This is a genomic window from Streptomyces sp. BR123 (assembly GCF_013401435.1).
GTDB lineage: Bacteria > Actinomycetota > Actinomycetes > Streptomycetales > Streptomycetaceae > Streptomyces.
The window spans coordinates 1-12378 of the sequence record NZ_JACBGN010000218.1 but is presented as its reverse complement, the minus strand read 5'-3'; the positions used below and the strand labels follow the sequence as shown (position 1 = coordinate 12378).

General features: G+C 74.2%; 13 protein-coding genes. 6 read left to right on the top strand and 7 right to left on the bottom strand.

Annotation, left to right across the window (positions count from 1 at the left end):
- Nucleotides 1-1862, top strand: a 1862-nt coding sequence (locus tag HYE82_RS26815) for a hypothetical protein (protein ID WP_218783098.1), incomplete at its 5' end; no start/stop codon positions are given.
- A 77-nt stretch (nt 1863-1939) separates the two neighbouring features.
- Here the strand turns inward: HYE82_RS26815 and HYE82_RS26810 are convergent.
- Complete coding sequence (locus tag HYE82_RS26810) at nt 1940-2128, bottom strand: DUF6126 family protein (RefSeq protein ID WP_179176724.1); 189 nt, start codon at nt 2126-2128, stop codon at nt 1940-1942.
- Between the two features lie 206 nt (nt 2129-2334).
- On the opposite strand from HYE82_RS26810, the gene HYE82_RS26805 reads away from it, so the two are divergent.
- Entirely contained in the window at nt 2335-2976 is a 642-nt protein-coding gene (locus HYE82_RS26805; RefSeq protein WP_179176734.1) for a TetR/AcrR family transcriptional regulator, read from the top strand.
- Entirely contained in the window at nt 2973-3848 is an 876-nt protein-coding gene (locus HYE82_RS26800) for an alpha/beta fold hydrolase (RefSeq protein ID WP_179176733.1), read from the top strand. The genes HYE82_RS26805 and HYE82_RS26800 overlap by 4 nt, the downstream gene beginning before the upstream one ends.
- Before the next feature lie 249 nt (nt 3849-4097).
- Here HYE82_RS26800 and HYE82_RS26795 read toward each other — a convergent pair whose 3' ends face one another.
- The 4 genes from HYE82_RS26795 to HYE82_RS26780 form a co-directional block, all read right to left on the bottom strand.
- A complete protein-coding gene (locus tag HYE82_RS26795; RefSeq protein WP_179176732.1) occupies nt 4098-4787 on the bottom strand; it encodes an HAD family acid phosphatase in 690 nt (229 codons plus the stop codon).
- A gap of 141 nt (nt 4788-4928) precedes the next feature.
- Entirely contained in the window at nt 4929-5687 is a 759-nt protein-coding gene (locus HYE82_RS26790) for a 3-hydroxybutyrate dehydrogenase (protein ID WP_179176731.1), read from the bottom strand.
- 124 nt (nt 5688-5811) lie between these two features.
- Nucleotides 5812-6453, bottom strand: coding sequence for a beta-glucanase (locus HYE82_RS26785; protein WP_309144457.1), 642 nt, complete (start codon nt 6451-6453; stop codon nt 5812-5814).
- 220 nt (nt 6454-6673) lie between these two features.
- Nucleotides 6674-7084 carry a DUF5997 family protein gene (locus HYE82_RS26780; RefSeq protein WP_179176730.1) on the bottom strand — a complete coding sequence of 137 codons (411 nt, stop codon included), beginning with the start codon at nt 7082-7084 and terminating at the stop codon, nt 6674-6676.
- Nucleotides 7085-7142: 58 nt separating this feature from the next.
- On the opposite strand from HYE82_RS26780, the gene HYE82_RS26775 reads away from it, so the two are divergent.
- Both HYE82_RS26775 and HYE82_RS26770 read left to right on the top strand, forming a co-directional pair.
- The gene (locus tag HYE82_RS26775) at nt 7143-7991 is read left to right on the top strand and encodes a LysR family substrate-binding domain-containing protein (protein ID WP_179176729.1); all 849 of its coding nucleotides are present in this window, start codon (nt 7143-7145) and stop codon (nt 7989-7991) included.
- Nucleotides 7992-8074: 83 nt separating this feature from the next.
- Complete coding sequence (locus tag HYE82_RS26770; protein WP_179176728.1) at nt 8075-8815, top strand: PP2C family serine/threonine-protein phosphatase; 741 nt, start codon at nt 8075-8077, stop codon at nt 8813-8815.
- A 70-nt stretch (nt 8816-8885) separates the two neighbouring features.
- Here the strand turns inward: HYE82_RS26770 and HYE82_RS26765 are convergent, their stop codons facing one another.
- Both HYE82_RS26765 and HYE82_RS26760 read right to left on the bottom strand, forming a co-directional pair.
- The gene (locus HYE82_RS26765; RefSeq protein ID WP_179176727.1) at nt 8886-10019 is read right to left on the bottom strand and encodes a site-2 protease family protein; all 1134 of its coding nucleotides are present in this window, start codon (nt 10017-10019) and stop codon (nt 8886-8888) included.
- A 98-nt stretch (nt 10020-10117) separates the two neighbouring features.
- Complete coding sequence (locus HYE82_RS26760) at nt 10118-10471, bottom strand: hypothetical protein (protein WP_179176726.1); 354 nt, start codon at nt 10469-10471, stop codon at nt 10118-10120.
- Nucleotides 10472-10703: 232 nt separating this feature from the next.
- Between HYE82_RS26760 and HYE82_RS26755 the strand changes: the two genes are divergently transcribed.
- A partial coding sequence (locus HYE82_RS26755; protein WP_179176725.1) for a hypothetical protein occupies nt 10704-12378 on the top strand: 1675 nt, incomplete at its 3' end.

Genomic DNA, 12378 nt, shown 5'->3' with positions numbered 1-12378 from the left:
CGTCCCCACCCGTACCTGCGCCCGTGCCCGTACGCGCGCCCGCCGGGCCGTACGACAGCCAGCCCCTGCACGGGACCGCCCTGTTCAGCGTGAAGGCCGCCGACAATGCGGCGGCACAGGAGTTCACCGTCTCCGGTACCCGCGTCTCCCGCGTGGCCGTCTACCTCGGCAGCACGGCCGCCACCGGCAGGGTGACCGCGCAGATCCGACGCGACAAGGCCGACGCCGCGTCCGTCGTCGCCTCCCGGTCCGTCAGCCTGGAGTCCCTCGGCGGGGCAGGCGCCGGCTGGCTGGAGTTCCCCATCGGCGCCGACGTCACCCCCGGCGCGACCTACCACCTGCACCTCCAGGCCATCACCACCGAGAACAAGACCATCGCCTGGTACGGCACGACCACCACCGTCCCCGACTCGCTGACCAGCTGGAACTACGACAAGGCGCACTGGGGCGGCTGGCACGCCTCGACCTCCTCCCGGCTGGCCTTCCGGGTGAACCCGCCAGACACCGAGCGCTGCGGCGAGACGGAGCCCTGCTACGTGCCCACCTCGGCGCTCGCCGCCCGCACCGCCGGACTGCTGTCCAACGGCACCGCCACCGAGGCCGTCCTGCCCTCCTTCGCGGTCGGCGCGGCGTACGTCGACGGCAGCAACGTCCTGACCCTCCCGTCCGGCCGCCGCCGGTACCTGCCCGCCGGGGCCCGGACGTCCGCCGTGGTTCCGGCAGACGATCCCGGCGCCCGGGCGCAGATCGCCGAGAGCCGCGCCTGGCTCGCCGCCGGCCGGATCCCCGGCACCACCGCGGACCGGCGGGCCGCGGCACAGCGCGCGCTGCTGTCCATGCGGGCCCTGCTCCAGCCCAACGGGGCGTTCGCCGCGGCCTGGTCACCGCCGTGGGAGTACTCCTGGCCGCGGGACGGGGCCTTCGCGGCGGTTGCGTTCGCCGCCACCGGGCACGACGAGGAGGCCTACCGGATCCTGCGGTACGACGCCGGGACCCAGCGCGCCGACGGGACCTGGGAGGCCCGCACCGAACTGGACGGCAGCGGCCCGCCGGACACCCGGGCCTGGCAGCTCGACGGCAACGGCTGGGTCCCCTGGGCCGCATGGCAGTGGTACCGGGCGGCGCCGGCCGCGGACCGGGACGAGCGGCTGCGCCTGCTGTACCCGATGGTGCGCAAGGCCGCCGACCACGCCGCCTCCTGCCTCGGCGCCGACGGCCTGCCGCCCGCCTCGCCGGACTACTGGGAGCTGGGCACGGACACCCCGAACATCGGCACCGCCGCCCCGCTGCTGGCCGGCCTCAACGCCGCCGCGGACCTCGCCGACCGGCTCGGGCAGGGCCGGGACGCGGGCCGCTGGGCCCTCGCCGCCCGGCGGCTGTCGGACGGCATCGCCGCCTCCTTCGCCCCGCTCGGCTACCCGCGCACCGCCGACGGGAAGCACGGCCGCGACAGCGCCGCCGCCTTCATGGCGCCGCCGGTCAACGAGGCCCCCGCCGACGTGCGGGCCGCGCTGGACTCCACCCGCGCGGCGCTGCTGCTGCCGAACGGCGGGCTCTCGCCCGGCAACGACCCGGGGTTCAGCTGGGGTTCGTACGCCTGGACCGCCAGCACGAGCTTCTTCGCGCTGGCCTGGGCCCACCTGGGCGAGACCGGGAAGGCGCAGGGGGTACTGGACTGGCTGCTGTCCAAGCGCAACGGTCTGGGCGAACTCCCGGAGACCGTCAACGGATCCGGCCGTCCCTCGTCCGTCGCACCGCTCGGCTGGACCGGCGCGCTGCTGCTGATGACGGAGCTGGCCCTGGAGGGCCGCCCGCTGCCCGCGCCACCGCTGCGGCCGGCGCCGGACGCCGGGGCGCGGTAGCGCGGGACCGGGAGGGGGCGTTCACCCGTGCGCCCGGGACCGGGGATTCCTGCGTTGTCGGTCCTCCGGGACGGGGGTCACTTCTGGGCGTGCTCGCCCAGGGTGAACAGCAGCCAGATGAAGCCGGCGAAGAGGTGGGTGCCGGCGATGTAGAAGAAGGCGCGCAGCGCGACGCCCTTCCCCTTCCACTGCTCGTAGCCGGCCTCGGTGTCGGCCGGACCCCCGGTCCCGCGGCCGCCGCGGCGTGCACGCTCCTGCTGCTCCATCACGGCTCCCGCTGCCCGAATCCCACGTGGTCGTTGTCAGAACCCGGCAAGTCTAGCCGCCCCGGGACGGTTACCCGAAGGCCTTGATCAACGTCTTCCTTGTCATGGTAGGGTAAAAGCTAGAGTCCCTAGGAAATAAGAGTCCCTAGGAAATGGAACGCTGCGGGGCCGGGGAGCAGGACAGGAAAGGGTGGGGTGAACAGGGCATGGCCCGTGCCGGGATCACCGTCGTCCGACTGACGGAAGCAGCCGCGGCCATGGCCGACGAGGTCGGCCTGGAGAAGGTCACCGTGTCGGCGCTCGCGCGGCACTTCGGGGTCAAGGACGCCAGCCTGTATTCGCACGTGCGCAACCTGCGGGAGCTGCGCGTGCGGATCGCCCTCCTCGCCTCCGACGAAATGACCGAGCGCATCGCCGCGGCCGTGGCCGGCCGGGCCGGCCGGGACGCCCTCGTCGCCTTCGCCGACGCCTACCGCGACTACGCGCTCGCCCGCCCCGGCCGGTACGCGGCCACGCAGATGCAGCTCACACCGGAGGAGGTCGCCGGCTCCGCCGGCTTCCGGCGCAGCGTCGAGCTGACGTACGGCATGCTGCGCGCCTACGGGCTGCAGGAGCCGGACCTCACCGACGCCGGCCGCCTGCTGCGCAGCACCTTCCACGGCTACGTCCACCTGGAGCTCGTCGGCGGCTTCGGCAACGCCCGCCCGGTGAGGGAGTCCTGGGCGCGCTCGCTCGATGCGCTCCACGGGCTGCTGGAGGCCTGGCCGGCGGGCGGCGGGAGGCCGGGGACGCGGAAGGGCGCAGAAGCAGCAGAAGCAGCAGAAGAAGAGGAGCAGGGAAACCCGTGACGACACCCGCGCCCACGGCCGCGACACTCGCCGTACCCGGCGCCACCCTCTACTACGAGACCCGCGGCAGCGGCCCGCTCCTGCTGCTGATCCCCGGCGGCGCGGGGGACGCGGGCATGTACCGGACCCTGGCCGCGGCACTCGCCGACCGGTACACCGTGGTCTCGTACGACCAGCGCTGCATGTCCCGCAGCCGGCTCGACGGGCCGCTCGCCGACCAGGAGGTGCAGGTCTGGAGCGACGACGCCCGCCGCCTGCTCGACCACCTCGCGCCGCACGACGAGGCGTTCGTCATGGGATGCAGCTCCGGCGCGATCACCGCGCTCGACCTGCTGGCCCGCCACCCCGACCGGGTGCGCCGGGCCGTCGCGCACGAGCCGCCGCTGCTGGAGCTGCTGGCGGACCCGGCCCCGCACCGGGCGCTGTTCGCCGAGGTCCGCGAGACAGCCCGGACCCGGGGCCCCGGCCCGGCCATGGCACGCTTCGGCGAAGGCCTCGCAGAGGGCGGATCCGGCGACCACGGCCACGACCGCAGCCACGACCCCGGCCACGACGGCCACCGCGGCGAACTGCCCCCGGACCTGGAGGAGATGGCCGAGCGCATGCACGCCAACGCGCCGGCGTTCCTGGAGCACGTGCTGTGCCCGTTCTCCTCGTCCGCCCCGGACGTGTCCGCCCTGCGCCGCGCCGCCGACAAGCTCGTCCTGGCGGTCGGCCGGGACTCGCGAGGCCTGGAGCCCCTGTACGGGCCGGCCGCCCGGCTGGCGGAACTGCTGGGCGCGGGCGCGCCGGCCGAGTTCCCCGGCGGGCACCTGGCCGCGGTCGAGCAGCCCCACGACTTCGCCGAGCACCTCGCCCTGCTGCTGCGCTGACTCCGCCCCGCCCCGCCCCGGACCGCGGCGGCGCAGGGGCACGGCCGTGATCACGACCAGTGGATTCGGCGCATGGAGGGCCGGAACGGATGAGGGCCGCCGCACCAGCGCGGACCTCCGGGGCGCCGCCGCCGGGATCGACTTCGACGCCGCCGGCCGCATCGCGTCGGTCCGCATCACGACCCTGCTGAGGGGGGAGCGGTCGGCCCGGGCGTGCGTCCGGCGGGTGCACGCCCGGGCCGGGGGTGTTCAGGAGAGCTTGCCGTCGTAGTCCGGCAGCTTGAAGGTGCGCTCGGCGTGCCCGCCGACGAGGTCGCTCTGCTTGTTGCCGATATTGGCGATGATCTTGTAGCCGCGGGCCTCGATCTCGGCGCGCTTGGCCGTCTTGTACGCGCTGACCTCGTTGAACAGGTCGGGCAGGTCCCGCACGTACAGCCCCGAGACCGGGTAGCCGACCGACCGGAGGTTGTGCTCCGTGAGGGAGCCGATGATTCCGGGGCGGGCGGTGACGAAGAAGACGGCGACGCCGCGCTCGTCGGCGTACCGGGTCAGGTCGCGGACCTCGGAGATCGCCGGGGTCGGGCATTCCCAGAACCAGTGGAAGTCCGTTTCCAGCGAGGAGTTGTCGATGTCGAGGACGATGGCGGTCTTCTCGCCGGCCGGCGTCTGCGCGATGCGCTGCTCGACGTACGGGCGGGCGGTGGCCATCACGGCGGCCACGTCACGCTTCCAGGCGCCGTAGTCGATGCCCAGGATGGCTGCGTTGCCGCCGGGCGCGGACGCCGTCGCCGCGGCCGGGGCGACGCCCGGGGCGGCAGCCGGGGCCGCCTGGGAGGTGCCGGCGGGGACCAGCAGCAGGACGGCGGTGGCCGCTGCGGTCGCGGTCGCGGTGCCGAGCGTACGGATGCGGGTGTGGCTGGGGATACGGGTGCTGCGCATGTGGGGGCGCTCCTCGTGTGGCGGATTTGGCATGTACGCGGCCAGAATCGGCAAGATCATGCCTTGTGTCTACTGGTCGGTAGGAAATTTCTTCCGCCCGGCAGGTGAACGCTCGTCTGCTCCGAAACCTCTGGTCATCCGTCAGGTCGCCGTCCAGCCGCCGTCCAGGGGGAGGGAGGTGCCCGTGATGTGTGCGGTGTGCGGCCCGCACAGCCAGACGGCCGCCGACGCCACCTCTGCCGGCTCGATCAGGCGCCTGATGGCGGACCGCGTCAGCAGCACGTCGTTCAGTACGTCATCCGGACTGATCCCGTGGGCGGCCGCCTGCTGCCCGATCTGCTCCTCGACCAGCGGGGTGCGGACGTAGCCCGGGCTGATGCAGTTGCTCGTCACCCCGTACGGGGCCCCCTCGAGCGCGGTGACCTTGCTCAGCCCCTCCAGGCCGTGCTTGGCCGCGACATAGGCGGACTTGTACGCGCTGGCGCGCAGCCCGTGGACGCTGGAGATGTTGACCACCCGGCCCCAGCCCGCCCCGTACATGTGCGGCAGCACCCGGCGCAGCAGCAGGAACGGTGCGGTGACCATCACCTGCTGGATCAGGGTGAAGCGCTCCACCGGGAACTCGGGGATCGGGGCCACGTGCTGCAGCCCGGCGCTGTTGACCAGGATGTCCACGGCTGCGGGAAGTTCCCCGACGGCGGACGGGTCGGCCAGGTCGACGACGTGCGCCCGCCCGCGGACGAGGGCCGCCACCGCCTTCGCGGACTCCTCGCGGACGTCGGCGACATGGACCTCGGCCCCCGCCCGTGCGAGGGCGAGGGAGCAGGCCCGGCCGATGCCGCTGCCGCCGCCCGTCACCAGCGCGACGCGTCCCCGCAGGGAAGGAGATTGGCTCGTCATGCCTGAAGAGTAGGAACGGCCCCGGGCCCGCACCCATGGCGGCGGGCGCCACACTCGAGGGGGCGGGTGTGGTGCCCTCCGCCACAGGGATCGCGGCCGACGGGCCGGGACCGGCGGACGCCGGTCAGGAGCGGTAGACGCGGAGGTCCGAGACTTGGTACGACATCTCGGTCACCCCCCGTTCGGGGGCGGGGTGGTAGCGGCCGGCGCACACCGACAGGTTCACGATGATGTACGCCCGCCAGCGCCGGCCGACGCCGCTGCGGTCGGCGTACACGCGGGTGCCGTTGACCCACCAGACGACCGACCGGGCGCCGAACCTCACCTTGAGGTCCACCCATCCGCCCGGCTCCACGGCCGGGTTGCGGTAGTAGTACGAGCCGCCGCGCAACACGTGGTTGGACAGCTCCAGCAGGTCGGGGTTGTCGGGGTGGTACTCGAAGACGTCGACCTCCTGGCCGCCGTCACGCCAGGTCCAGATCGCCGGCCAGGCGCCTATCTCCTCCGGGAGCCGGACGCGCGCTTCGAGGACGTCCTCCGCGCGCAGCAGGAAGCCCTCCTTGCTGCCCTCGGTGGTGAGCAGGCCGGCGTCCCATTTGCCGTCCGGGCGGCGGGTGGCGCGGAAGGTGCCGCTGCGGCTGTAGGCGGGGTCGGGGGTGAGGTAGTCGAGTTTGTTGTCGCCGGGGTTGATGGGGCCGCCGTTGGGATAGGCCCAGGACCTTCCGGCGACCCACTGGGTTGTCGAGCGGAAATCGGCTGTGAACACGGGTGCGGCCGCAGCAGGGCGGCGGAACCGTGCGAGAAGTTGCGAGATCACACGGAAGGCCTGCCCGGGGCATGGCGGCGCCACGCCGGGGACAGGAAGCGGAACGGCCGTTGAGCGGGGGATGTGCACCGGTGCGCCGGGCCTGCTCCGGCGCACCCGGTGTCGGGGCGGTGCGAGGGGGGTGTGAGCGGCGTGGGTGCGGTGCGAGTGGGCGTACGGGTCAGGCCCCGGACTGCTCCTGCTCCCGGCGTGCCGCGCGCTCCGCGTTCCGCTCCTTGATGCGGGCCGCCTCCTTGCGGACGTCGGCCTGCGTGGAGCGCTCCTTCTGGAGCCACTCCGGGTTCTCCTGCTTGATCGCGTCGATCTGCTCGGTCGTGAGTGCCTCGGTGACCCCGCCGCGGGCGAGCCCGGCGATGGAGATGCCGAGCCGGGCCGCGACCACCGGACGCGGGTGCGGGCCGTTGCGTCGCAGCTCCCGCAGCCACTCCGGCGGGTCGGCCTGCAGCGCGTTCAGCTCGCTGCGGGAAACGACACCCTCCCGGAACTCCGCGGGGGTGGCTTCGAGGTACACACCCAGCTTCTTCGCCGCGGTGGCGGGCTTCATGGTCTGGGTGTTCTTGTGCGACGTCATGACGACAAGAATATCGAGCGTGTGCGCTACTCCTGACCACGCCCGGTAACCTGGCCGGGTGACAGGCTCGGAAGCACGCCCCCCGCTCTCTCCCTCTTTCCGGCTCGCGTACGTCCCCGGAGTGACCCCCGGCAAGTGGGTACGGATCTGGAACGAGCGCCTGCCCGACGTTCCGCTGACCCTCCTCCAGGTGTCCGCAGGCGAGGCCCCGGACACCCTGCGTGACCGTGGCGCCGATGCGGGCCTGGTGCGGCTGCCCATGGACCGCACGGCCCTGTCCGCGATCCCCCTCTACACCGAGACCACCGTGGTCGTCGTCCCCAAGGACCACCTCGTGGCCGCCGCCGACGAGGTCACCCTCGACGACCTGGCCGACGAGATCGTGCTGCACCCCCTCGACGACACCCTCGGCTGGGAGGCCCTTCCCGGGCGTCCCGCGTTCGAGCGCCCGGCGTCGACCGCCGACGCCGTCGAACTGGTCGCGGCCGGCATCGGCGTCCTCGTCGTCCCGCAGTCCCTGGCCCGCCTGCACCACCGCAAGGACCTGACCTACCGGCCGGTCACCGACGCCCCCGCGTCCCGGGTCGCGCTCTCGTGGCCGGAGGACGAGACCACCGACCTGGTCGAGCACTTCATCGGGATCGTCCGCGGCCGCACGGTCAACAGCACCCGCGGCCCGCAGCCGGCCGCGGCGCAGCCGAAGCAGCGGGGCCGCTCAGAGGCGAAGGGCGGCGGCCGCGGTACCGCAGCGGGCAGGCAGGCGGCGGGGAAGAACCCGCGCGGCGGGTCCGCCGGCGCGGGCGGTGCCAAGGGCGGCAGGGGAACCGGGAAGGCCACCGGCAGCGCCAAGGGGGCCAAGGGGGCCAAGGGAGCCAAGGGGAGCGGCAAGCCCCGGCGCCGTCCGTAGCCGGCCGTCCGGCCCCGGCCGGGCGGCCCGTCGGTACGCGTGCCGGGGCGGCCGCGGGTCCGCGGCGTGACAATGGTGGTGCGATGCCGTACATAGCCGTGAGCGCGCTGAGCCATTCCGGGCTGATACGGGACCACAACGAGGACAGCCTCGTGGTCGGACCCTGGACACTGTGCGCCACCGTCACCCGCAACCCGCAGACGTTCGTCTTCCCCCTCGGCGAGCCCCTCGTCGTCGCGGTCGCCGACGGGATCGGCGGGCAGCCGGCCGGTGAGGTGGCCAGCGCCCTGGTCGTACGCCAACTCGCGGCGCTCGGGCCCGCCCTGGTCGGCGAGGGCGCCGTCCGAGAGGCGCTGGCCATGTGCGACCAGGCGGTGTACGCGGCCGCGGACAGCGATCCGGGGCTGGCCACCATGGGAACGACGGTCGCCGGGGCCGTCGTCCTCGGCGAGTCGCTGATCTCCTTCAACGTCGGCGACAGCCGGGTCCTCGACGCGACACAGGAGGAGCTGCTCCAGGTGAGCGTGGACGACAACCCGCCCTTGGCGCCCGGGCAGCGTACGACCTCGCTGCTCACGCAGGCCATCGGCGGCGCCCGCCACAGCACCGGCATCACACCGCACGTCGCGACGCGGCCCGTCGCGCCGGGGGACCGCTACCTCGTGTGCTCCGACGGGCTGACCGACGCCGTGCCGGAGGAGGAGCTCGGCGAGCTGCTGCGGGTGCACGACGACGGCAAGGCTGCCTACGAGCTGTGGCGGGCCGCGATCGAGGCGGGCGGCCCCGACAACATCACCCTCGCCCTCCTGCGCATCGGCGAGTAGCCGGGCGCGTGGCGAAGGCGGGCCGGCGGCGACCTGCCCGTCCCGGCCCGTCCCGGCTCGGCGTTCCGGCTCAGCCCGCTTCCCGGCCCCCGCCCAGCGCGTGCCGGCGCAGCATGCGGGAGATGTCCGCCGCGGTCACGATGCCGACGAGCCGATCCCCGTCCAGCACCAGGATCGGCAGCCCGGCCCCCGGCCGCAGGGCGTCCAGCGTGGCCGTCAGCAGATCACCCGGAGCGGCCACCGTGCACCGCTCCCGCGGGGTCGCCACGTCGCGGACCCGCAGCTCCTCCCGCTGCGCGGCCGGGACGGCGGCCAGTCGGGCCATGTGCACGATCCCGCTCGGACGGCCGTCGAAGTCGAGTACGGGCAGCACCGAGTGCCGTGCGTCCAGGGCCACCTCGTCGATGAACCGCGGCACGGCGAGCCAGTCGGCCCCGGTGACCACCGGCGCTGACATGGCATCGGCCACCCGCACGCCCTCCAGGGCCGCGCGCAGCTCCGAGGTGCGCCGCTCGGCGCCCGCGACGACCGCCATGAACAGGCCCACGAGGACCAGCCACAGCCCGCCGGGGGAGCCGCGCAGGAAGGAGACCCAGCCGAAGCCGGCCAGCAGCACGCCGAAGACCTGCCCGCTGCGCGAGGCCGCCCGTTCCGCCCGCTCGCGGTCGCCGGTGCGCCACCACAGCAGAGCCTGCAGCACCCGCCCGCCGTCGAGGGGCGCGGCCGGCAGCAGGTTGAACACGCCAAGGAACACGTTCGTCCAGCCCAGCCACACCAGGACGGCCGCGGGCACGGCCCAGCCGGTCAGCGTGTGCAGCCCGAAGCCCGCGCCGAGCGCGACGCCCCCGACGGCGAGGCTGGCGATTGGCCCGCTGACGGCCACCGCGAACGCCACCCCGGCGTTCTGCGGCCGCCCCATCCGGGTCATGCCGCCCAGCGCCCACAGGGTCACGTCCTCCACGGAGATGTTCTTCCTGCGGGCGGTCGCCGCGTGCGCGGTCTCGTGCAGCAGCAGACTGCCCAGGAGCAGGAGGGCGCCGACGGCCGCGGCGACGGTGTACACGGTGTGGGAGCGCCCCGGCGTCCAGGCGGGCAGGGTCTGACGGCCGAGCCCGTACGCGAACAGCACCACCAGCAGCGGAACGCTCCAGTGCATGCGCAGGGGTACTCCGACCACCCGCCCGATGGGGACCGAGCCGTTCATCGTCGTCTCCTGCCCCTCGGAGGCCGGACCACACCCCCATTGTCACCCCGGTGTGCGCGGGCGCCGCCTCCCCGAGGGCTCAGGCCTCCCCGGAGGGCTCAGGCCCCGGAGGCGAGGGCGGCCGGCGCCGCCTCCAGCTCCCACGCGTGGCGCTTGAACTCCGATCGGAATCCGGCGTGGTCCTCCCACTGCCGGGCGATACCGCGCAGCACGTCCCAGTGGTGCTCCACCGACTGGTCGATGACGCGGCCCAGGGCCGCGTCGGCCGTGGCCCGCTTCTCCAGCAGCCCCTTGACCGCCGAGGCCTCCAGTACCGCGTTGCGCAGCGCCCGCAGCGCGCGCGAGGTGTCGTCCATCGCGAAGCCGCGCTCGCTGCCGGTCGCCTCGTCGAACAGCGGGGTGAGCCGCGCCTCGATGAAGGCGGTGATCCGCTCGAAGTGCTGCACGTCCATCGGGGGCTCCCTCTCCGGCCGCGCGCGGCGGCCCGGAACATCGCGTGTGTCACGTTTCCTTCCGCCGCCCGGATCCTGCCCGGGCAGCGCGCCTGCAGGATATCGGCCGAAGATCCGCAACAGGACTGCCCCGGCAGTGCAACGGATCCGCGGTATCGCCGTCGCTCCCCGTCCTCCCGGTGTTACCTTCCGTGTCGTCGGTGTGCGCGTATCGATAGTCGGGGGGCGGGGCATGATGAGCGCAACGGCGGAGCTCGGCCATGCGGAGGGGACGGACGCGTTCCTGCGGCACATGATCTGGCGTCATCCGCACCAGCGGCAGCCCGTGATGGCCCTGCTCGGGCCCCGTCAGTCCGGCAAGTCCAGCGTGCTGCGCTCCCTCTCCCAGGGCTGCGGATCGACGGTGGTCCACGCCCACCTCGACTTCGACGAGACCCCGCTCGACCCGGTGTCCGCGGCGGCCCTGGTCGCGTTCCAGATGATGCGCGGCTGGGACACGCTGCGCCGCAGCCCGGTGTTCCACCGCTTCGCCCTCGGCCTGCTCGCGCTCAACGAGGTACTGGAACCCGACCGGGCCCGCGCCACGGACCAGATCCGCGACCTGATCCGGCACTACACGCGCAACACCCGCCGCGGCCGCTTCGCCTCCCGCCTGGAGGACGCCGTGGACGCCACGATGGACGTGGTCGTCACCGGAGCGCTCAGTCCGCTCGTCCAAGGCCCCCGTGAGGTGGCCGGCGCCGTACGGGACGGGGCCCGGCCCGTGATCGGATCGCTGCTGCAGAGCACCGCACGCTGGGGCCTGCGCGACGCGCTGCGCTGGCACGTCGGCATCCCCGAGGCGGAGGACGCGGGCCATGTCGACGCCCTGATCCGGCTCAGCTCCGCCTCCCGCTCCTCGGCGGTGGCACCACTGCTGGCTGCCTTCCTCGCCGACGCCAAGGACCAGGCGGAGCGGCACCCGGCCCTGCGCTCGGCCTGCTCCTGCGAGATCCCGGCGTCCGAACCCGCCCGCGGCCGGCACGACCACGCCTGGGTGCTGTTCGTGGACGGGGCCCAGACGCCGGCCGGCCGCCGCTTCCTCACCGCCCTCGTCGCGGCCCGGATCCGCAACGAGCAGCACGCGCCGGGACCGTTCGGCGCCGCGGACCCCCTCGTCGTCCTCGCCGCCTGCGACCAGTGGCAGCCGGAGTGGACCACCCGCTGGTGCGAGCCCTGGCGCACCACCCCGCTGCCGGAGAGCCCGCAGCGCCGCATCCCCCTGCTGTCCCGCGCCACCCGCGGGGTGTGGACCCGGCAGGACGAGCCGGGCGGCGGCCCGGACCCGCTCTCGGCGGCCCACTACTGGTATCCGGTCTGGCTCGACCCGATGTCCGAGGACCGCGTCGCGGACGTCGCCGACAGCGGGGGCTCCCTGGCCGGGCCCGTCCCCGCGTCCGTGGCGCACGCCCTCACCGGCGGCCTCTGGGGAGCCGCCCTCACCCTGCGGGACCAGCGCGCCTCCGCGTCACCGGACGCGGACGCGGCCGAACGGGACAGACCCCTGCCCGCCGCCGTCGACGCGGGCGGAAGACCCCTGTGGTCGCGGGCCCTGGAGAGCAGTCTCCCCGAGGGCCTCACCGCGCCCGGCCGACAGTGGACCGGCGTGCCGGCCGTCGTCCTCGCCGCCGCCTACCTCGCGGACGTGCGCACCGCCGACGACCCCCGCGTGCCGCCCGAGATAGCGGACCTGCCGCGCAGCCTGGAACTGCTGCGCCGCAACCTGTGGGTCAGCACCTTCTTCCACCGCCCCTCCCTCATCCGGGAGATCGGCTGGGGCGAAGCCGACCGGCCCCCCGTCCTGCACCCATGGCTGGGCCGCTGCGCGCTCACCGCCCTGGCCGCCGCGCCCGCGACCGTGCCGGCCC